Here is a 20,463-nt window from a genome sequence, read left to right as displayed (position 1 = left end):
ATGGCAAACGGCATGTCCCCGGCGTGCGCCACCGTACTACTTGCGCAGCGGCTTGGGAAGCGGAATGCCGGCGGCGATAACAGCGGCGATGATCATGCAGACGATGCCCTTGAGCGGGAAGCACATGAGCAGCAGGCCCACGACCATGACGGGCTGACGCATGACGGCGCCCATCGTCGAGGCGGTGCAGACGGCGACGCAAAAGACCGGATCTGCGCCGGTGAGGATGGCAAGGCCATAGCCCAGGCTCACACCCGAGAAGATAACCGGGAAGAAGTGGCCGCCGCGCCAACCAAGGTTGATGAGGGCGGGCGTCAGCATGGCCTTAACAAGACCGGTCGCGATAAGCACGCCAGCGGGAATGGTCAGATAGGTTTCCATGAGCACATCGGCCTGGGTCTCGCCGGCAAACATGGTGTAGGGCAGGACCGTGCCACAGATGGCGAGCGCCAGGCCGGCCAGCATGGCCTTGACGACCGGGCGCTCCCCTATTGCATGGGACAGTGCCTCGCTTGCATGCTCAGAGACAAAGTACAGCCAACCGCATACGGTGCCGACCAACGCCAGCGGAATGAACCAGACAAGTTCCAGGTTACCCACCTGGGCGGCCTCGAACCTGGGCATGCCCATGCCGCCGCCCATAAGCTGGCCGAGCAGCAGATAGGTGCCCAGACCGCCGGCAATCGCGATGCCGTAGACCACGGTCTTTTGCGCCTTGGGCAGCTTGATGGTGATCTCATCGGACGCGGAGTCCTCGCCAGCGCCCTGGCCGTCGGCGCTACCGGCGAGCGGCGCCACAAAGCCAAACACGGGCGCGGTAAAGAGCGCCGTCAGGGCAGCCTGGGTGCCCAGCAGCGTGAGCTCCCTAAACTCGGCGCCAAAGCGACGCATGCGGTCGCCGACCCAGCTGCACAGACCCGCGATAACTCCGGTCAGGCCGGCCTCCGGTCCAATACTTCCGCCAAACAGCAGCGGCAGCAATGCCGCAAGCGAAAGCTTGCCGAGGTTGTCGTACGGGTAGCGACCGTCTTGTTTAACCTTGGCCATCACCTGGTTGAGGTCATCGGTCTTGTTGCCCGTAATCTTTTCGTACAGACCGATCAGCAGGCCGCCCAGCAAGCAGACAAAAAACGGGTACGGCAGAAAACCGAACGGGCCGCTCGCGAGCTCAGGCGAAGCGACGCCCAGCGCGTGCGGAATCTCGGTCCATAGATAGTCGACACCGTGCTCCATCGCAAAAAAGAACAGCCAGACCGCGGCGCCTGCGAACGCACCGGTCACGGCAACGCTAACTAAAAACAGCGCACGGTTTTTGGGTTTTGCAAGACTATCCATCGGGACCTCCCGTGGTCAAATTCGGCAAAGATACGTTTTATTGTAGAGCGAGCGTTACCCGAACGAGCCAACCGTCTGCGCCGCAAACGGCACCATTGGGAGTCATAGTGGGGCAGGCTCAAGACTTATCCGTTGATAATCGAGGCAATCTCGCGCAAATCGTCGGCAAAGTAGATGCCGTGCTGGCGCCTCGGGCTCGAAAGCCCTTTATCAATCATGTGCTCGAGCAACGCCTTAAGATCGTTGTAGTAGCCCCCAAGGTTGTACAGAATGCACGGCGCATCGAGATGCCCCAACGACACGGCGGACATGACCTCGGCAATCTCCTCGAGCGTACCCGTCCCACCGGGAAAGGCGATGAACGCGTCACCGAGCTCAATCATCTTGGCCTTGCGTTCGGCCATGTCACTCGTCACGATGAGGTCGTCGATACCGTCATGTTGAAACTCGGCCTCGATAAAAAAGCTCGGTTCAACACCCGTCACGTGTCCACCTGCCTCGAGTACGCTATCGGCGAGCGCACCCATCAGACCCGACTTGGACCCGCCGTATACCAACGCGTGTCCGTTAGCGCCAATCCAGTCGCCCAGCTCCTGCACCGCGGGCAGAAACGCCGGGTCATTGCCGACGCTGGCACCCAGGTATACCGTGATATTCATATTCAGTCCCCCTCGTCGTGACGCGCGGCGCCCGTTCTAGCGTTGGCGTCGGCGATATTCGCGCACACGGCGCGATAGGTCGGCAAGCTCGTCACGATCGAGCTCTTCCAAATGCTCCAGATCATCCATAAAGCGCGCCATGGTGTCCTTTTGGCGCATCTTGATGAGCGTGTTGCAGTAGTTCACCGCCACGCCCGTGAGCATGGCGATGTAGAAGATGCTGATGACGCTCAAAACGACGGTGATAGCGCGGGCAACCGGCGTCTCGGCCGGGATATCACCGAAGCCGATCGTCGATACGGTCTCAAAGCTAAACCAGAGGCCGTCGCCAAACGTAAGGGTCGTGGGCTCGGACAGCCAGACGGCCGTCGAGCACAGCAGATAGAAGACGAGAAACAGGCCCGTGATGCGCGCAAAGCCAGCCTGGCGCAACACGTCGGCAAGCGTCCTCAACTTGTTCATCGCGACCCCTTTTCCCAGACGCCCAATCACATTCGCTCGGTATTGTCCCACGCCTCCCCCGCAAACGGAACTAGTCATTGGGGACGTTCTTAAACGACTAGTCAGTTAAGAACGTCCCCAATGACTACCTAACCGTTTAGCGGTGCGGCGGCTGAATGGGCAGGCTGAGCTGGTATCCTTATGCGAAACTGTCTCAACTCGATAGGATTTCATGTGAAACCTTCCGCCGTCCTTCGCTTAGCCCTACGCCGCACCCTGGCTGTCGCGCTTGCCGCACTCACCGTGCTGAGCGCCGTCATGCCTGCCCCCGCCTTTGCCGCCGACTCCGACCAGCAGGTCAAGACGGTCCGCGTTGGCTGGCTCGTCAACAACAAAGGCTTCCAGGAAGGCACGCCGGGCGAGCGCCTCTCGGGATGGGGCTACGAGTACCTCCAGACCCTCTCGTATTACACAAAGGGCTGGCAATACGAATACGTTAGCGGCACCTTCTCCGAGCTTATGGACATGCTCGAGGCAGGCGAAATCGACCTCATGCCCAACATCTCGTATTCGGCAGAACGCGAGCAGAAGCTGCTCTTTTCCTCAAATCCCGAGGGCACCGAGCGCTACTATATCTACGCCAGGCCCGACCGCGACGATCTGGCCAAGGGTGACCCTCAGGCGCTCCAAGGCCTCACCATCGGCTGCAACTCTGGCGTTATGCAAACTATCGTCGGCCAGCAGTGGCTCGCCAACGAAGACGTTACCTGCACCTATAAAGAAATCGACACCGGCAGCGCCCTCTTTGAGGCGCTTGCAGACGGCGAGGTCGACGCCGTCATCATGAACGACACCATTTCGTCGCCCGATGCGTCACCCATGTTCTACGTAGGCTCGAGCGACTACTATTTTGCCGTTCCTAAAAGCCGCCCTGACCTGATGAACGACATCAACGCCGCCATGACGACCATCGCCCGCGATAATCCGCGCTATAACGAGGAAGTCAAATCGAGTTACTCGACCCAAAACAGTGGCTCGTCATCGCTCACCGGCACCGAGACCACCTGGCTCAAAGAAAACGGCAATACCATCACGCTCGGCTATCTTAAAAACCAACTTCCCTACTGTACGCAAAATGACGACGGCGAGATGGAAGGGTCGCTCGCCTCGCTTGCAACGACGTTGCACGACAAGTTTGACATTACGGTCAAAACAATCGCACTCTCGAACAACAAGCAAATGATCAAAGCCCTTTCCAACGGAACCATCGATGTCGCCCTACCGTTGTTTCGCGACTACTGGCTCGCCGAGCAGACAGGGGTCATCCAGTCAAACTCGATGGGAACGGTTTCGCTGACCGCCATTCACAGTGGCAAAAACCTGAACAGCGACCTTAAGAACATCGCTTGTACAAAGAGCACAATCGTTAACCGTTTTGAGCTCGAAAGTCTCTTTCCGAACGCAACGGTAACCGAGTATTCGAATGACGGCGAGGTGCTCAAAGCCCTCAATGAGGGGAAGGCACGTTGCATCATTGTCCCCAGCACGCGCCTGGAAACTCTCCGCGACATCTACGACATCGAGGATTTCGAAACACAGGAACTCACCAACACGGCGCAACTATCGTGTTTAATTTCGCGCGGCAAGCCCGAGCTGCTGGGAATCATCAATAAGGGCATCGTCAATGCAGGTGAATCGCTCTCTGCAAACAGCTATTTCCCCACATCGTACTCGGCGCAAGAATCGGATGCGTTCCGACTTCTCTACCGCAACCGCATCGTCATTGCGGCAGTCGTCATCTGCATTTTGCTCACCGGCATCGTCATCCTTGTCTGGTCGCTTTACCGCGCACAGGAGGAACGGCAGAAAGCCGATGCCGCCAACGCCGCCAAAACCGCTTTCCTCACGCGCATGAGCCACGACATCCGCACGCCGCTCAACGGCATCCTGGGCCTTATCGAAATTGAGGAATTGAGAGAAGGCGACATGCAGGTCGCCCGCGAAAGCCGCGCCAAGGCGCGCGTTGCCGCCAATCACCTTCTGTCACTGATTAACGACATCCTCGAGATGGGCAGGATCGAGGAGCGCAAAGTGACGCTCGAGCACGAATCATTCAACCTTAAAGAGCTGTGCGACAATGCGCTCGTACTGTGCAAGCTCCGCGCATCGGACCGCGGCATAACCATGCTCGACACCAGCGAGCCCTACGCTGTCGACCAATATATGATCGGCAGCCCCACCCATATTCGGCAGATCCTTGTCAACCTGCTCGACAACAGCATCAAGTACAACAAGCACGGAGGCACCGTCACGTTCTCATCGACCATCAAACCGGTCGACGACGAGCACGCCGTGTTTTGCTTTAGCGTCTCGGATACCGGCATCGGCATGTCGCCCGAGTTTCTTAAGCACATCTACGAACCGTTTGCCCAAGAGGGCAACGATGCCCGCAGTAAATTTCAGGGAACTGGCATGGGCATGCCGATCGTCAAATCGCTCATCGATATGATGGGCGGCACGATTGAGATTTCGAGTGAGGTTGGCGTGGGAAGTACGTTTAACGTCCAGATACCGCTCGATATCGACAAGAACCCTCAGGCAAGAGAAGGTGCGGACGAGCAGGCGATCAGCTGCTCGCTTGCCGGCATGAACGTTCTTTTGGCAGAAGATAACGAACTCAATGCCGAGATTGCCCAAGCTCTGCTCGAAAGCGAAGGCATCGTCGTGACTCGCGCCGCCGACGGCAACGAGACAGTCGACCTATACGTTAGCCGTCCCGCCGGCAGCTTCGATGCAATCCTGATGGACATCATGATGCCGGGCATGGACGGCTACGAGGCAACCCGGGCGATCCGCCTGAGCGAAAAGGCCGATGCGGCCGACATCCCCATCATCGCGCTCACCGCCAACGCCTTTGCCGAAGACGCCAAGGCGGCACACGACGCCGGCATGAACGCCCATCTGCCCAAACCGCTCGACTTTAGCAAGCTCAAAAACATACTCGCCTGTATCAAGAAAAACGGGGCTGTTTCGCTATAGTTTGTGCTCAACCACCATGCGCAGTAGAAAGGAAGCCAACGATGTTTAGGCCCTTACGTCGAAAGAAACGCGCCATCACCGACGAGAAAGCGCGCGAACTGCTCGCTACCTGCAAGCGCGGCGTCTTTGCCGTCAACGGCGATGATGGCTACCCCTATGCCATTCCCGTCAACTACTTCTTTGACGCCGAGCACGACAAGATTTATTTCCATGGCGCCAAGGCTGGCCACAAGGTCGATTCACTCAAGCATGATGATAAAGTCTGCTTTACCGTTTACGGCAACGAGTGGTACAAGGACGGCGACTGGGCTCCCTACGTTATGAGTACCGTTGTCTTTGGTCGTTGTCGCCTGGTAGATGAAGCGCCCGCGTTTATCGAGGACAAAGTCCGTCAGCTCGCGCTTAAGTACTACCCTTCTGCCGAAGAAGTCGAGGAGGAGATCGCCAAAGACATAAAGGGCGTCCAACTCTACGAGATTTCGATTGAACATCTTTGCGGAAAGCAGATTCATGAAAAGTAGCGAATGCGGAAAACGCGCTCGCTACCCTCTGCACCCCATGTGCCCACGCATTTTGACGGCGTGGGCACATGGGGCAGCACTCGAATCGAGCGCCCCCTATACCCCAAAAACGTAGCGGTCCAGGCGCTCACACGCCTCCTTTACCCGCGAAAGCGGCAGTGCCAGATTCACGCGGATGTGACAGGGCCCGTGGAACGGGCGGCCGTCCTGATACCCCACGCCCACGCGCGCCCCCTCGTCGAGCAGCCACTGAATATCGCGGCCATGCTCGAGGCACCACTCGGTGCAGTCCAGAAACACCATGTACGTGCCCTGCGGACGCGAATAGCCCACGCCCTCAAAATGCTCGTCCACGTAATCGCAGAAGTAGTCAATGTTGCCCTGGATGACCTGATTGAGCTCATCGACCCACTCGTAGCCCTGCGGCTGGTAGGCGCCGATAAGCGCGTGCATCGAAAGGACGTTCATCTCGTTGTAGTGAGTCTTGTTGGACACGGCGCACACGCGGTCGCGCAGCGTCTCGTTATAGATGATGTGGTAGCTGCCGACCAGGCCCGCCAGGTTGAACGTCTTGCTGGGCGCGTAGAGGGCAACCGTGCGCATGCGGGCATCCTCGCTCACCGACTGCGTCGGGATATGCTTGTGACCCGGCAGGATGATATCGGACCAAATCTCGTCCGAGACCACCACGCAATCATGCTGGCGATAGATGTCCATGGCGCGCTCGATCTCGTCGCGCTCCCATACGCGGCCGCAGGGATTGTGCGGCGAGCAGAACACCGCGGCATGGATATGGTTTTGGGCGAGCTTGCGCTCCATGTCCTCAAAATCCATGCGCCACACGCCCTGGTCGTCGAGCTTAAGCGGGCTGTGGACAATGCGATAGCCCGCGGCTTCGATGGACTTGGTAAAGCCGATGTAGGTAGGGCTATGGACCAGCACCGCATCGCCCGGCTGGACATACGCGCGCAGGGTCGACACGACACCGCCCAGGACACCGTTCTCGTAGCCGATATGCTCCGGGAGCAGGCCTTCGACGCCATTACGGCGGGTCTGCCATTCGATGATGCGCTCGAAGTACTCGTCGCGCGGATCGAAATAGCCGAACATGGGGTGCTGGGCACGCTGAATGATGTACTCCTGGACCGTGGGCACCGTGGCGAAGTTCATGTCCGCCACCCACATGGGAATGCAGTCGAAGCCCTCGTCGGGTGCGTTCGGAGCCATACCGGGGATCTCGCCCCAGGAGTCAACGGCGATGGCATCCATGCCGTGGCGGTCGATAAGCGAGCTAAAGTCGTATTTCATGCTGGGCTCCCGTGCAAAGATGACTGTTTCGATAGGCGTTATTGTCCACCAGCGTGGGCGGTTTTGACATGGGGTTTGGCGCTTAATTTGACGGGTGCGGACGAATGGCTGGTTAGTCTTGCGCGTCGTTGATAGCGGTTACCATCAGCCTGGTTCCGTCAACGGCAAAAGACACGTCGAGTCCGGCATATGCCAAGTGATAAACACGGTTTGGCTCGTGCTTGCTACCCGCGCGGCGCGGATCTTGGCGAAGAACCTCAACCAAGCCAGAAAGCTTTGTAGGCGGGACCATATCCTGCAGCGCCTGCGGAAACTCGACGTCGAGCTCTTGCCACGGCGCATCCTCGATCCAGCCGCCCGTCGCATCCGGGTGACAGTCGGCAAACGGAATGTAGGGCTTAATGTCATAGATGGGCGTGCCGTCGCGCAGATCGGCCCCCAGCACATGGATGATGGGACCATCGTCGGTAAGCTCAACACGGTCGAGCTTGACGCAGGTGAGGCCGATGGGATTGGGGCGAAACGGACTGCGCGTGGCAAACACGCCCACGCGCTCGGCTCCGCCCAGACGCGGCGGACGCACGGTCTTCGACCACTTGGCGTTGGCACCGGACCTGTCCTGCGTTTTGGCATCGACGGCGATGTCTTCCGCCGTGCCGCCGGGCGTTCCGTTTTCAAAACGCCACAGCAGCCATAGGTGAGAGAAAGAGTCCAGGCCCTCAACCGCTGCATTGGAGGCAAATTCCGGCTCAAAGATGATGCGCCCCTGCAGATGGGGCGCCAAAAAGCTGTTGCGCGGGATGCCGAACTTCTGCGGCAGATCGGTATGTATGTGTGCAATCGGTTCCATGCCGGTCATTGTACGGCATGAAGGTGTGAGGCGTCGTGCGCAATTCTTTGTCGCGGTCCCCCGTCGTGCAACCAACGGTTGCTTGGAAGGGCGTCTGCCGCCGCGTATGCTTAAAGCCATCAACCAGCAGAAAGGAGCCGCTATGGCCTTCGCAGAAAAGCTCATTGCTGTCCGTCGCGCCTATCACCTAACTCAGGAGCAGCTCGCCGCCAGGCTCTTCGTCACACGCCAAGCCGTCAGTCGTTGGGAGCGCGGCGAGGTCACACCGGGCATCGACATGATGAAGCTCATTGCCGCCGTGACCGGCGAGCCACTGTCTCATCTGCTCGAAATGCCCGAGTACTATTGTCAGAGCTGCGGCATGATACTCACACCCGACGACTGCGGCACCGATGCTGCGGGCACCGCGACCGATCATTACTGCAAGTGGTGCTACGACCACGGCAAGTACACCTACGACACTACGATGGAGGCAATGATCGAGGATTGTGCCCCGCGCCTGGCACAAAACACCGGTATGTCGCTCGACGAAGCTGTCTCGCTCATGGGCGCCGTGCTGCCGCAACTGGAACGCTGGCGCGCCGTGCAAGAAAACGAGGAGCGCTACGGCGCCGAAGCGCGGGCGCGCTATGGCGATGAGGCTATCGATGCAGCAAACGAAACGTTACTGGATATGGATCCTCAGACATGGAACGACATGAAGGAACTTGAACGCGCTATTCTGGGCCAGCTCTCGATTGCCATGAGCGACGGCGAACCGGATGGAAGCGAGGCTCGCAAGCTTGTCGCGATGCATCGTCGCTGGATTGCTCTCAACTGGGGATGCGAGCCCCAAGACGAGGCGTACTTGGGCCTCGCCCACGGCTATCTTGCCGACCAGCGCTTTGTTGACTACTACGACAAGCCCTGCGGCACCGGCGCCACGGCGTTTCTAGTCCAGACGATCGAGTCGTCGTCGGCTCACGCATAGACCGCAGCGGCTTTGGGTATTTCAATCGAAACCTCAACCGATTGGAGACCTATGGCTACTGATCACGAGCTCGCGCTCTACGTTATGACCGGCTGCCCGTATTGCATAAAGGTCAAGCGTTTCCTGGCCGATAACGGCGTGACCATCCCCGAGCGTAATATCTCGACCGATTCCGATGCCGAGCAGACGCTCATCGCCGTCGGCGGAAAGCGCCAAGTTCCCTGCCTGTTCATTGACGGCACGCCACTCTACGAGTCGGGCGACATCATCGCGTGGATACAGAAGAACCTGCTCTAGCGTTCTATTGCGGTCGGCCGGCCCCAACGCACAAACCCATACGGCACAAACATGTACGTCAGCATCCAAAGTCGATATTTTTCGACATCTTTGGATGCTGACGTACAGCTATTTGTGGGCAGTCGTTGGGGACGTTCTTAAATGACTAGTTACTTGTATTTTTGTCTACAAAATTGTATACAAAAAGAGAAGCCGCCTCATGGAGCTCATCGCTCGATGTTGCCCCGATCGGGATGGTTACATCATTTACCACGCCCTTGTCCCTCCTACGCGCAAGGTGCTCAGGGAAATCGGAATCGATCGATAGGAGGCGCTATGGACGCTAAACAGCTCGAAAAGATGATGGGGTTTGCTCCCGGTGAGCTAGAAAAAGCCGCAGCGGCATACGAAAAAGATGAGTGGCCGAAGGGCCACACCGTCAAGTTGGGAAGGCCGCCGATTTCCGATGAACCAAGCGTTGTTTTATCGGCACGTGTGGGCGAATCGGTTCTTGAAGCATTTGACGCAAAGGCAAAGCGCCATGGGCAAACGCGCACGGAGCGACTCAGGGAACTCATTACACTCGATGCAATGATTGCCTAGTCCCCTGCCGAACCAAACATGTACGTCAGCATCCAAAAACGATATTTTTCGACATCCTTGGATGCTGGCGTACAGTTTTTTGCATGGGTCCGGCACAGGCGATCCGTTCTTCTCCGTCCCCAAGGGATCATTTAGCCACAAAAGCGGGCGATGGGCGCAAGCTGCTGCTCGCGAAAGACACGGTCGACAGCGGCACGGTATTCATCGACCTTTTTGGTCTTGCGTACGAGTTTGTGAACGGTCGCGGGATCGGCGAAGGCGCATTTGGCGTAGAACCACCACTCCTTCATGCGAAAGACCGCGTTGCCCCCAATCTCGTCCGCATAGGCCGCAAACAGCATGTCATGGAAGCGTTGCAGCTCAGCGGCGGTAGCGGCAGGGTCGCCCTTAACCATGCGAGCCAGCGCGGGATTCGCAAGCAAGCCGCGCCCCAACATTACGTGGCGTGTTCCGGGATAGGCCTTCACCAGCGCATCCATGTCCTCAAGATCAAAGATGTCGCCGTTATAGGCCACGGGGAACGGCGCCCGTTCCAGCGTCTCGCCGTAAAACTCTTTGCGCGGTGAGCCCGTATAACGGTCCTTTTGCACGCGCGGATGCACGATCAACTCCGCCAGCGGCATTCGGCAATAGAGGTCGAGCACGCGCTCGTACTCGTCATCGCATTCGAGCCCCAGTCTGGTCTTGACCGACACCGGCAAGGGCGAGCGTTCGCACACGTCGCTCAAGAACACCTCGAGCTCATCCAAATTGCGCAGAAAGCCCGAACCCTTGCCCTTCGCGACCACCGTACCCGAAGGGCAGCCAAGGTTGAGGTTGACCTCGCGGTAACCCATATCGGCAAGCACCTGCGCCGCCCACACAAACTCGTCCGCATTCTTGGACATCAGCTGGGGCACCACGTTAAGTCCCTGGTTGTTGGCAGGATCGACCTCTTTAAACGCCTTGCCGCCAAAGCGATTGCCCACCCGCGGCGGCGGCAAAAACGGCGTGTAATAACAATCGAGCGCGCCGAAGCACTCCGCATGCACGCGACGGAACACATGCCCGGTAATCCCCTCCATAGGAGCCAGCGATAAATACATCAACATCCATTCTCAAATCAATGTGACAAAGGGACTGTCCCTTTGTCACATAATACGCCCACCGAGGGCGGGGGTTCTCTATACTGAGTCACATATGACGGTATCGCGCCAAAGGAGAACGCCGTGACCACGTCGCAGATATCCCTGCTCGCGCTCATCTTGGTTGGGGGCATCGGCATCCTGCTTATCGGAGTGAGCGCGCTCATGAAAGCCGCCGCTCGCAAGAAAGCCAAGGCCTGTACCGCCGTGACCATGGGAACGGTCATCGACCATCGCTTTATGGGCGAAGGCAGGATGTATCCCGTTTTGGAATACGCCGTCGGCGGCACGCAATACCGCGCGAAAAAACAATTCCGTGGCATAAAGACCAAAAGCTTGTCGGAACTCCCCATCCGCACGCAAGCCACCGCCTACGAAGACGCCAAGGGCTGGCTGCACGTGCAGACAGGTCCCATCGCCCGCCTAGGCACCCTCGCGGAGCAGCTTTGGCCCCTCGGTAGCCAAATGACCGTGTACTACAACCCCAGCAACCCAGACAAAAGCTATGTCGAACGCCCCATCGTGGGCAACTTTGCCACACTGATGTTTAACATCGCAGGCTTCTTGCTCATCGCGATGAGCATCTTGCTCTATGTTCTTATCCAGCGCTAGCTCAAACTGATGCGCCCCGCGCCCCATGCGCCGCAACGACCGTTACGACACCAAGGATCAGCCATGGCAACACTTTCCGAACAAGAACGCAAGCGTATCCAGCGATACTGCATCTATCCCAAGATTGCCGGCACAGCGCTTGCCATGGCGTTTGTGCTGCCTTTTTTGATCATTCCCTTCGAAATGATTGACGATATCGTCTTCCATCATGAAAGCTTCCAGGAGACAGGCATGATGACCGCCTTGGTGCTCGCCGGCATTGAGCTCGTCATCTTCTGCTACTGCACTCTCGCGCCGCGCTTTGGCATGCGCGGCAAGCAGTGGAGGGAAATGCAGCACCGGCTCGCCGTCGAGCAGAGCGAAAAAGACCGCTCGGCACAAATTGCAGGCGTTGTTGGCACGCAGGCCGCCGCGCGCCTGCTCAAGAACAGCGACAACGAGACCGCACGCAACCTGGGCGGCGCGGCAGAAGTCGCCGCTGCCGTAGGCGCCGTCGCCACCGCGGCAGACGTGCTTGCCGAAAGCTTTGCCAACGCAAAAGCCATGTCAGAGGCCTGTGGCGTGCCTATCCCCCGTGCAAAAAAGTGGATCGTCGCGCTTGTGGCACTGCCCCTCGCAATCGTGTGCGGTGCCTATATCCCGCAGCTGGCGCAGGGAAACATCGAGATGCAACAGAACGCCGCGGCCGCGGCCGAGCAGATCGCCATCGCCCGCAAGGCATTAGAGCCCGCATGCGAGTACGTGTCCGCCGATGACCCCTACGAGCGATATCAAGATTACGGCTATCATGTCCGCGGCTATCTGCACGAAGGCGACTCCGACGCCCAGAAGACCTATACGTATCTGGACTTTGACAACAAGGGGACGCTCAAGGAAGTGAGCTACATCGCAGAGATCGACCCCGACGCGAGCCTTGAGGACAACCTCGCCCGCGTCGAGCTCGATCTGGATGAGCTTTCCTCTGTTGTCCAAACCATAGACGTCAAGACCGTGAGGCCCGAGCTCCTAGCACCGCAGAAGCTCCCCGAAGAGTTTAGGCAGGCTTTTTTGAACGGTTCGCTCTACGAGAGAATCTCCATCAGGACGAGTGACAACCCCATCAAAACGTACTATTCGTTTGACACGGAGTCCGAGGACGAGTTTGATGAGTACACCCATCCAAGCATCCGTATCACGTTGGTGGGCAAAACGAGCTAGCCACCCAATGTGAAAAAGGGACCGTCCCTTTGTCACATTATTCGGAACGCAGGGCTTCCACAGGGTCTTTCTTGGATGCGCTGCGAGCCGGCAGCAGGCCGGCAACGACCGTCAGCAGCACCGAAATTACAATGAGCATCAGCGCGTCTTGAACGGGCAGGCTCATCAGGTTGGGCACCTGCTTGGCCGCAAGCGCCCAGGCATTAACCGGAAAGCTCACGGCCACCACGACGACAATGGCAAAGACGCCGGCAATGAGGCCTTCGATAAAGGTCTCGGCATTAAATACGTTGGCCACGTTGCGCTTTGACGCGCCGATCGCGCGCAGGATGCCAATCTCCTTTTTGCGCTCCAGCACGCTGATGTAGGTGATGATGCCGATCATGATGGAGCTCACCACCAAACTGATACTCACGAATGCGATGAGCACCAAGCTGATAGTATTCACGATGTCGGTCACCGAGCCCATGATGATGCCCATGTAGTCGGTATACGAGATTGCCTGCTCATCGTGGCCAGCAGCTTTGACCTGCTTGTTGTACGCATCGATGTAATCGAGCACGCGCTCCTTGGCCTCAAAGTCGCGCGGGAAAATCTTGACCGAAATGGGGTCCGCCTCGTCCGCATAGCCCAACGTGGTCAGATTGTTGTCGTAGGTGAGCTTCGACGCCTTGGCATAGCTCATCATGAGCGAACTCAGGTCCTCAGCGTCCATGTTAAAGTGGATAGCGCGAGCAAAGGCGTTCGCATCCACGCGCATGGCGCTCGCCAGGTTGGCAAAACTCGAAGACATCTGCGTCGCCATCTGGTCCATAAGCCCTGCCGCGCCCGCCTTGAGCTGAGCTGATACCGTCGTGGCAATCTGCTCGCTGACCGCCTTCATCACCTGATCCATAGACTGCTGCAAATACGGAGCCAGCTGCTTTTGCACATAGTCGCCCATCACCTGCTGCAGACGCTCGGCCAGGGCATCGCCGCCGAGCGCCCTGAGCTGAGCCAGGTATTGCTGGGCTGCGACATCATTCTCAAGGTACGCTGAGAATGCGGCAGCGAGCTTTGACGCGTCCTTAAGATCTTCGGGTGACAGCGCCTTAAACTGATCAGAGCGCATAAAGCCCTCAAACAGCTGGTTGGCAAGTGCTCCCACCTGCTGCATTTGCTCAGGCGTGAGCTCAAGACCATCAAAGATGCCCGAGAAATCTGGGGCCGGCGCTTTGGCCATGATGTCACTAAAGTCGATGTCCCTCCCAACACCCGAAAGGTCAATGTCCAGCCCGGACAAGTCGAGACCAGAAAGGTCCATACCGCCGGCTGCGCCCGAGAGCGCAGATGCATCGAACGAGAACGCGCTCTTCAGTGCCGCCTCGTCTACGCTGAACATACTGCCCAAATCCACGCCCTGCTTGGCTTCGCCCTGCAGCTCGTCGAAGGTTTTACCCGTAAAGACATCCGTCTCGGGGTGGGCAAGCTGCTCCTGCACAATCTGCGAATCGGCAGCACGCTCCATAAGCTGGCGAGTCAGCGCATGCGTATAGACAATGCCCGGGGACAATGCGCTCGCGTTTGCCGTCTCGTTGGGTCGCACCACGCCCACAATGCGCACGTCAATACCGTCGGCAACCTTGGCTTTCATAAAGTCGGCGTCGCCAGACATGTCAGTCCACATGCCGGTCTCTTCGTTTTTGCGATAGGCATCGGCCGGCGACAACACCTTAAACGTCGTGGACAGTGCATCGTCGTAGGTAAAGTCGCTGCCGGTCTTGGGCGTCTTGACCTTGCCGTCGGCCGTCATGGCACTGTTAACCAGGTCGTTGAGCTCATCGATATCCAGCGCGCCGATGCTGTAGAGCGTGTAGTCGCCCACCGTTCCGCGGCTCGAAAGCACCATCACGGCCTCGTTGGCGGACGTAGGCCAATGGCCGGCAACGACATCGTACTGGCTGTCGAGCAGGCTCTGGTCGTCAATCATCTCGTTAAAGACCGACGTTCCCATGGAATCCATGCTCACCGTTGCCGCCGAGCTCGCGCCTCCGCTCATGGCCTCGGTCATAGCGTTGGGAACAAGGCGAACGGGCTTCTCGTCGCCCTTACTCGAACGATAGACAACCGGCGTCACGCCGTAACCATACTGAATAGCGTTGACCTCTTTGTCGATACCGTTGCCGCCGTCGTCAAGCCATGCCTTAAAGCTCGTCATATCGTTAGATTTAACACTTGCGAACATGTCCTTTACGGCCGTGACCACAGGGATCTTATCGGTCCCCTGAGCCTTGCCGCCGGTAGCGCCATCGGACGAGTCCTCGCCCTTGGACGCCTCCTCATCCGTGCCCCCCTGTCCGCCCATCATAGACGACAGGTCGTAATCTTGTTTGGAAATCGTAAGCGGGTAGCTTGAGAGCGTGTCCTCCTCGACCTTTTTGATGTAGCCGTTTACGCCGTTGGAGAGCGCCAGAATCGCCGCGATGCCAATAATGCCAATCGAACCTGCAAAGGCAGTCATGGCCGTACGGCCCTTCTTGGTCATGAGGTTTCGGGCAGAAAGCCCCAGCGCCGTCATAAAGCTCATCGAGGTTTTGCGCGTGGGTTTTGCCTCGCGATGTGCGACCGTGGCCACATCAAAGGGGTCGGAATCGTCGGTGACCTTGCCGTCCGCCAGGCTGACGATGCGCGTGGCGTACTGGTACGCCAGCTCGGGATTGTGCGTGACCATGATGACCAGACGATCGCGCGCAACGTCCTTGAGCAAATCCATAACCTGCACGGACGTCGTTGAATCCAAGGCGCCGGTCGGCTCGTCAGCCAGCACAATCTCGGGGTCATTGATCAGGGCGCGGGCAATGGCCACGCGCTGCATCTGCCCGCCCGAAAGCTGGCTCGGGCGCTTGTCAACGTGCTCGCCCAGACCGACTGCCTCGAGCGCCTTGCGCGCACGTTGGCGGCGCTCGGCATGCCCCACGCCCGTGAGCGTAAGCGCCAACTCCACGTTTTCCAAAATGCTCTGATGCGGAATGAGGTTATAGCTCTGGAACACAAAGCCGATGCGATTATTGCGATAGGCATCCCAATCGCGGTCGTTGAAGTCCTTGGTCGAGATGCCGTCGATCAGCAGATCGCCCGAATCGAAATGATCGAGTCCACCGATGACGTTGAGCATCGTAGTTTTACCCGAACCCGAGGGACCCAGAATGGCTACGAACTCGTTATCGCGAAAAGACAGGCTTACGCTGTCGAGCGCTACCTGCGTAAACGACTGCGTAACGTACCTTTTGCAAATAACTCTGAGATCCAGCATGGACGGCAACCTCTCTCGCGCGGGCGCGCTCGCCCGCTCCCCCGCCGTTCACGTTCGGCGCGTTTGTCCTACTCTATCCTCATTTTTGGCCGATACCAGTGAGAAGTGTAACGAACCGCGCCAAAAAACGAACGGGACAGCACGCCGCATGGCGCACCATCCCGCATATAACATCCCCGATGCGACAAAGAGGCTGTCACTTTGTCACATTCCAATGCGCGCTACTTTTCGAGCCCGCACGGCATAACGTTAGCGCTGCCGCGGCGAGCCACAGTCACGGCTGCAAAGAAGCGATAGCCGCCCGAGAAGTTAAAACACTCAAAGCCATACTGCGCCAAAATGCGGCAAGCAATGTAGCTGCGAATGCCGCTCTGGCAAATCACGTAGACCGGCTTGGCCCGGTCGAGCTCGCCCAGGCGATTGCGCAGATCATCGACGGGAATGTTTACGAAACCATCGATATGCCCGCGCTCGTACTCCCCTTCCGTACGAACATCGAGCAGCTGCACGCTGCCATCGCGTGGCAAGTTGGGCTCATCCTCCCAATGCCACTGCGCCAGTATGCCGCGATTGAGGTTCTCGATCATAAAGCCCGCCATATTGACGGGATCCTTTGCCGATGAATACGGCGGCGCGTATGCTAGGTCCAAATCCTTAAGTCTATCGCCGCACATGCCTGCCTGGATGGCAGTCGCCAGAACGTCGATACGCTTGTCCACACCATCGATGCCCACGATTTGCGCACCCAGCAGGCGCAATCCCTGCTTCTCGAAGACAACCTTCATGGTCATGGGCGTTGCACCCGGATAATAACCCGCATGCGAACCGGGCGACAGGACCACGCTGTCGCAGTCAATTCCCGCCGCGTGTGCTGCCTTTTCGGATAGTCCCGTGCTTGCCGCCGTCAAGTCGAATACCTTGATAACCGATGAGCCCAACGATCCGCGGTAGCAGCTGTCCATGCCGGCTATGACATCGGCGACGACACGCCCCTGCTTGTTGGCGGGGCCGGCGAGCGAAATGACCGCGTCCTCGCCGGTCACCTGATGCGTGACCTGCACGGCATCGCCCACGGCATACACGTCGGCAGCAGAGGTCTCCATGCGGTCGTTGACCACAATAGCCCCCTTGATGCCCAGTTCGAGCCCCGCCTCTTGCGCCAGATGGCTCTCAGGTGCCACGCCAATGGCAAGCAGCACCATATCGGCTCCGATAGGGTCATCGCCCGCAACATGGGTGACAACGCGGCCATCAACTTCCTCAAAACCTGTCACATCGGCCTTGAGGCGCAGATCGATACCGTGCTCACGCACCTCGGTATGCAAAAGGGTCGCCATGTCGTAATCCAGGTTGTTCATAAGCTGGACGGGACGCTGCAGAAGGGTCACCTGGAGCCCCAGCTCACACAGATTCTCCGCCGTCTCGACGCCAATGAAGCCGCCGCCGATCACGACGGCACTGCTCGGTCGCCGCTCTCGAACATAGCTGTGAATACGCAGCGTGTCCTCAACGGTGCGTAGGCTAAAGATTTTATCCGAGTCGATGCCCGGCAACGCAGGGCGAATCGGCTTTGCACCCGGCGACAGGATGAGCTTGTCATACGTCTCGACAAATTCCTCGCCCGTCAGCATATTGCGAACCTCGACCGTATGCGAATCGGGATGGATGGCAAACACCTCGTGACTCGTCTTGACCGCAATGCGAAAGCGATCCCAAAAGCCCTTGGGAGACTGCAGCGTCAATGCGCTCTCTTCTTCTATCACGCCGCCAATGTAGTACGGAAGCCCACAGTTGGCATACGATACAAAACCCGTGCGCTCAAAGATGACAATTTGGGCCTGTTCGTCGAGTCTGCGCAAACGTGCCGCCGCCGATGCGCCGCCCGCGACGCCTCCAACGATAACCACCTTCATAGCCAACGCACCACCTTTCCCGTGTAGCCGCTTATGCCGCCGATATTCTTGACACTGCCATACCCAGACCGCTTAAGAAAACTCACAGCTTGGTTGCTTCGCGCACCGCTCGGGCAATGCACGAAAAGCTGCGTGCCCTTTCGACGTATACCCATGATGCTACCCCGAAGCAGAAAAAAGAGTCGCTGTTTCCAGCGACTCCCCTTCAGTTGTCTGTCCCACGGACTTACTGTTCGCTCTTCGCGAGTGCCTGATCGATCAGTTTGTTGAGCGCCTCGCGCTGCTCAGCGGAGTTGATGCCGCCCATGATCGGCTCTCCCACAATGTTACCGTTCTGGTCGATCACGTAGGTGGTCGGGAACGAGTACAGGTTGGAGGTGAACTTTCCGGCCTCGCTGTCCGACTTAAACCAGATGTTCTTATACGTCACGCCCTTCTTGGAAAGCACGTCCTTGGCATCAGCCACCTCGTCTTTGTTGCCATCGAGCGTAAAGGAATTAACGCCCACGACCTGGCCGCCCTTCTCGGCAAGCTCCTTGTTGAGCTTCTCCAGATCGCTCAGCTCTCCCACGCACGGTTTGCAGGTGGTAAACCAGAAGTTCATGACGGTGACCTTGTTCTTGGAGAACAGCTCGTCGCTGTTTACATCGTTGCCGTCCAGGTCCTTGCCCTTAAAGCTGGGGAACTTCGTCTCCTTGCTCTCGCCGTTGGTCATCCCTGCGGCCGAAGCATCAACGCTCTCCCCCTCGCCGGGCGTACTGCCGCATCCGGGGAACTTCTTCTCCAGCGCCATGAGCTTATCCTCGATCTCCTTGACCTGCTGCGCGCCGGCCTTTAGCGTCTTGAGCTCGTCAGCCGTAAACTGGTCCTTGGCGCCCTCGATAGTATCAAGCAAAAAGTCGCCGTAGTTCTTGCCGTCCTCAATCATGGGAGTGTCTTTGTTGGCCGCAAGGAACACCTTTTCCCATAGGGCGTTATCGCTCGCAAAGATCTCATTTTCCTTTTGCAGCAGCTGCTGGTACAGCTCGGCCGCCTCCTCGGCGCTCGACGGCTTTTGCGCCACAAGCTCGGCAATCTGCGCATCGCCGCTCGCGGTATCCTTCGCGTCGCCCTTGGGGACAGAGCACGCCGCGAGAGTCAGCGCCAGCACGGGCAGCATCAACAGGGCCGCAAATTTTGACAGTTTCATGGTTCCTCCGTTATATCGAAGCTTATATAGGTACCTATTTGTTTTCGCAGGCTTGCGCGGGCTGTGCGGGCTTGTCGCCCGTCACACCCAGCCCGTAGCGAAAGCTAATAGCATCGACGGGGCACGCGCCCACGCATTTGCCGCAACGAATACACTCGGCATGGTCGGGCGTACGCGTAACGTCCACGTCCATCTGACACACCCTGGCGCACTTGCCGCACGAGACGCATTTACAATGATCAACCCGAATCCCCAGCAATGACACCTTGTTCATGAGCGCATAAAATGCGCCGAGGGGGCAAATCCATTTACAGAAGGGGCGGTAGAACAGCACGCTCAGCACCGCAACCACAATGAGGATCGCGAGCTTCCAGGTAAAGAGCTTTCCCAGCGCAGAGCGGATTCCCATGTTCATGATGGACAGCGGAATCGCGCCCTCGAGCACGCCCTGCGGGCAGATGTACTTGCAAAAGAACGGGTCGCCCATACCCACATCGTTGACCACCAAGACGGGCAGCAGCACCACGGCAAACAGCAGCACGGCATACTTGATGTACGTGAGCGGCTTGAGCTTTTTCGTGGAGAGCTTTTTGCTGGGAATCTTATGCAAAAGCTCTTGCAGCCATCCAAACGGGCACAAAAAGCCGCATACAAAACGTCCCAGCAGCACGCCGATTAGAATGAGCGTTCCGGTGACGTAATACGAAAAGCTAAACTTAGACGAGCCCACCACCGACTGAAACGACCCGATGGGGCACGCACCCGAGGCCGCCGGACACGAGTAGCAGTTGAGGCCCGGCACGCAGACGGCTTTGCCCGCTCCCTGGTAGATACCGCCCTTTGCAAAGTTAGGCAGGTGAATATTGGTCGCAAGCGTCGCCGCCGCCTGAATCAATCCGCGGAATCTCGCCAAAAGATGCGATGCAGTGTTTTTTCTTTTATCCAATTCCGATACACTCCAAGCACAGCCTGATTGCCTTGGCCAGCACGGCATCTGCCTCGCCGCGCATAATTCCAAAGCACACCATGGCTACCCCAACGATCAGCAAAGCCACCTGCGCCACAGGCTTAATCGCTTTGAACAATCTGACCACTCCTTTCGTTTCGCGACCCATTGGACCATACCGACTATAA

Annotated in this window: 18 protein-coding genes; 7 read left to right on the top strand and 11 right to left on the bottom strand. The window is 58.1% G+C overall.

Annotated elements, in window-relative coordinates:
• Positions 1-36 precede the first annotated feature (36 nt).
• The 3 genes from DWV58_RS02155 to DWV58_RS02145 form a co-directional block, all read right to left on the bottom strand.
• Positions 37-1,335, bottom strand: a complete 1,299-nt coding sequence (locus DWV58_RS02155) for a chloride channel protein (RefSeq protein WP_117776020.1) — start codon at positions 1,333-1,335, stop codon at positions 37-39.
• Positions 1,336-1,460: 125 nt separating this feature from the next.
• On the bottom strand, positions 1,461-1,994 hold the full coding sequence (locus DWV58_RS02150; protein ID WP_117635830.1) for a TIGR00730 family Rossman fold protein: 534 nt from the start codon (positions 1,992-1,994) through the stop codon (positions 1,461-1,463).
• A 36-nt stretch (positions 1,995-2,030) separates the two neighbouring features.
• Entirely contained in the window at positions 2,031-2,456 is a 426-nt protein-coding gene (locus DWV58_RS02145) for a potassium channel family protein (protein ID WP_055252221.1), read from the bottom strand.
• A 213-nt stretch (positions 2,457-2,669) separates the two neighbouring features.
• Between DWV58_RS02145 and DWV58_RS02140 the strand changes: the two genes are divergently transcribed.
• Both DWV58_RS02140 and DWV58_RS02135 read left to right on the top strand, forming a co-directional pair.
• On the top strand, positions 2,670-5,474 hold the full coding sequence (locus DWV58_RS02140; protein ID WP_158564505.1) for a transporter substrate-binding domain-containing protein: 2,805 nt from the start codon (positions 2,670-2,672) through the stop codon (positions 5,472-5,474).
• A 41-nt stretch (positions 5,475-5,515) separates the two neighbouring features.
• Positions 5,516-5,995: a pyridoxamine 5'-phosphate oxidase family protein gene (locus DWV58_RS02135; protein ID WP_055252525.1), complete on the top strand. Its 480-nt coding sequence runs from the start codon at positions 5,516-5,518 to the stop codon at positions 5,993-5,995.
• A gap of 96 nt (positions 5,996-6,091) precedes the next feature.
• Here DWV58_RS02135 and DWV58_RS02130 read toward each other — a convergent pair whose 3' ends face one another.
• The gene (locus tag DWV58_RS02130; RefSeq protein WP_055252526.1) at positions 6,092-7,303 is read right to left on the bottom strand and encodes a MalY/PatB family protein; all 1,212 of its coding nucleotides are present in this window, start codon (positions 7,301-7,303) and stop codon (positions 6,092-6,094) included.
• Between the two features lie 112 nt (positions 7,304-7,415).
• The gene (locus DWV58_RS02125; protein WP_233540479.1) at positions 7,416-8,153 is read right to left on the bottom strand and encodes a tRNA (N6-threonylcarbamoyladenosine(37)-N6)-methyltransferase TrmO; all 738 of its coding nucleotides are present in this window, start codon (positions 8,151-8,153) and stop codon (positions 7,416-7,418) included.
• Positions 8,154-8,295: 142 nt separating this feature from the next.
• Between DWV58_RS02125 and DWV58_RS02120 the strand changes: the two genes are divergently transcribed.
• The 3 genes from DWV58_RS02120 (at position 8,296) to DWV58_RS02110 (ending at position 10,002) form a co-directional block, all read left to right on the top strand.
• The gene (locus tag DWV58_RS02120) at positions 8,296-9,123 is read left to right on the top strand and encodes a TipAS antibiotic-recognition domain-containing protein (protein ID WP_117776017.1); all 828 of its coding nucleotides are present in this window, start codon (positions 8,296-8,298) and stop codon (positions 9,121-9,123) included.
• 51 nt (positions 9,124-9,174) lie between these two features.
• Positions 9,175-9,420, top strand: coding sequence for a glutaredoxin (locus tag DWV58_RS02115; RefSeq protein WP_117635838.1), 246 nt, complete (start codon positions 9,175-9,177; stop codon positions 9,418-9,420).
• A 315-nt stretch (positions 9,421-9,735) separates the two neighbouring features.
• Complete coding sequence (locus DWV58_RS02110; protein ID WP_055252530.1) at positions 9,736-10,002, top strand: ribbon-helix-helix protein, CopG family; 267 nt, start codon at positions 9,736-9,738, stop codon at positions 10,000-10,002.
• Positions 10,003-10,133: 131 nt separating this feature from the next.
• Here DWV58_RS02110 and DWV58_RS02105 read toward each other — a convergent pair whose 3' ends face one another.
• Positions 10,134-11,087, bottom strand: coding sequence for a tRNA-dihydrouridine synthase (locus DWV58_RS02105; protein ID WP_117640864.1), 954 nt, complete (start codon positions 11,085-11,087; stop codon positions 10,134-10,136).
• Between the two features lie 123 nt (positions 11,088-11,210).
• Between DWV58_RS02105 and DWV58_RS02100 the strand changes: the two genes are divergently transcribed.
• Entirely contained in the window at positions 11,211-11,738 is a 528-nt protein-coding gene (locus tag DWV58_RS02100) for a DUF3592 domain-containing protein (protein WP_117640863.1), read from the top strand.
• A gap of 63 nt (positions 11,739-11,801) precedes the next feature.
• Positions 11,802-12,935: a hypothetical protein gene (locus DWV58_RS02095; RefSeq protein WP_117776016.1), complete on the top strand. Its 1,134-nt coding sequence runs from the start codon at positions 11,802-11,804 to the stop codon at positions 12,933-12,935.
• A 37-nt stretch (positions 12,936-12,972) separates the two neighbouring features.
• On the opposite strand, the gene DWV58_RS02090 is transcribed toward DWV58_RS02095, so the two are convergent.
• From DWV58_RS02090 to DWV58_RS10125, 5 genes are all read right to left on the bottom strand, one after another.
• Positions 12,973-16,227: an ABC transporter ATP-binding protein/permease gene (locus DWV58_RS02090; protein ID WP_117776015.1), complete on the bottom strand. Its 3,255-nt coding sequence runs from the start codon at positions 16,225-16,227 to the stop codon at positions 12,973-12,975.
• 221 nt (positions 16,228-16,448) lie between these two features.
• Positions 16,449-18,140 carry an FAD-dependent oxidoreductase gene (locus DWV58_RS02085; RefSeq protein WP_117655536.1) on the bottom strand — a complete coding sequence of 564 codons (1,692 nt, stop codon included), beginning with the start codon at positions 18,138-18,140 and terminating at the stop codon, positions 16,449-16,451.
• 226 nt (positions 18,141-18,366) lie between these two features.
• Positions 18,367-19,329 (bottom strand): TlpA disulfide reductase family protein, encoded by a 963-nt coding sequence (locus tag DWV58_RS02080; protein ID WP_117776014.1) that lies wholly within the window; start codon positions 19,327-19,329, stop codon positions 18,367-18,369.
• 34 nt (positions 19,330-19,363) lie between these two features.
• On the bottom strand, positions 19,364-20,275 hold the full coding sequence (locus DWV58_RS02075; RefSeq protein ID WP_233540478.1) for a 4Fe-4S binding protein: 912 nt from the start codon (positions 20,273-20,275) through the stop codon (positions 19,364-19,366).
• Positions 20,268-20,444 carry a CD1871A family CXXC motif-containing protein gene (locus tag DWV58_RS10125; RefSeq protein ID WP_117776012.1) on the bottom strand — a complete coding sequence of 59 codons (177 nt, stop codon included), beginning with the start codon at positions 20,442-20,444 and terminating at the stop codon, positions 20,268-20,270. The genes DWV58_RS02075 and DWV58_RS10125 overlap by 8 nt, the downstream gene beginning before the upstream one ends.
• Positions 20,445-20,463: the final 19 nt, after the last annotated feature.

It is taken from the genome of Collinsella sp. AF11-11, assembly GCF_003465485.1.
Taxonomy (GTDB): domain Bacteria; phylum Actinomycetota; class Coriobacteriia; order Coriobacteriales; family Coriobacteriaceae; genus Collinsella.
This window is presented reverse-complemented; position numbering and strand designations above follow the sequence as displayed.

Bases quoted from the DNA above. Each gene is read 5' to 3' on its own strand.
- DWV58_RS02155 (WP_117776020.1), bottom strand. From the start codon at position 1,335: ATGGATAGTCTTGCAAAACCCAAAAACCGTGCGCTGTTTTTAGTTAGC.
- DWV58_RS02150 (WP_117635830.1), bottom strand. From the start codon at position 1,994: ATGAATATCACGGTATACCTGGGTGCCAGCGTCGGCAATGACCCGGCG.
- DWV58_RS02145 (WP_055252221.1), bottom strand. From the start codon at position 2,456: ATGAACAAGTTGAGGACGCTTGCCGACGTGTTGCGCCAGGCTGGCTTT.
- DWV58_RS02135 (WP_055252525.1), top strand. From the start codon at position 5,516: ATGTTTAGGCCCTTACGTCGAAAGAAACGCGCCATCACCGACGAGAAA.
- DWV58_RS02130 (WP_055252526.1), bottom strand. From the start codon at position 7,303: ATGAAATACGACTTTAGCTCGCTTATCGACCGCCACGGCATGGATGCC.
- DWV58_RS02125 (WP_233540479.1), bottom strand. From the start codon at position 8,153: ATGGAACCGATTGCACACATACATACCGATCTGCCGCAGAAGTTCGGC.
- DWV58_RS02120 (WP_117776017.1), top strand. From the start codon at position 8,296: ATGGCCTTCGCAGAAAAGCTCATTGCTGTCCGTCGCGCCTATCACCTA.
- DWV58_RS02115 (WP_117635838.1), top strand. From the start codon at position 9,175: ATGGCTACTGATCACGAGCTCGCGCTCTACGTTATGACCGGCTGCCCG.
- DWV58_RS02110 (WP_055252530.1), top strand. From the start codon at position 9,736: ATGGACGCTAAACAGCTCGAAAAGATGATGGGGTTTGCTCCCGGTGAG.
- DWV58_RS02105 (WP_117640864.1), bottom strand. From the start codon at position 11,087: ATGTATTTATCGCTGGCTCCTATGGAGGGGATTACCGGGCATGTGTTC.
- DWV58_RS02095 (WP_117776016.1), top strand. From the start codon at position 11,802: ATGGCAACACTTTCCGAACAAGAACGCAAGCGTATCCAGCGATACTGC.
- DWV58_RS02090 (WP_117776015.1), bottom strand. From the start codon at position 16,227: ATGCTGGATCTCAGAGTTATTTGCAAAAGGTACGTTACGCAGTCGTTT.
- DWV58_RS02085 (WP_117655536.1), bottom strand. From the start codon at position 18,140: ATGAAGGTGGTTATCGTTGGAGGCGTCGCGGGCGGCGCATCGGCGGCG.
- DWV58_RS02080 (WP_117776014.1), bottom strand. From the start codon at position 19,329: ATGAAACTGTCAAAATTTGCGGCCCTGTTGATGCTGCCCGTGCTGGCG.
- DWV58_RS10125 (WP_117776012.1), bottom strand. From the start codon at position 20,444: ATGGGTCGCGAAACGAAAGGAGTGGTCAGATTGTTCAAAGCGATTAAG.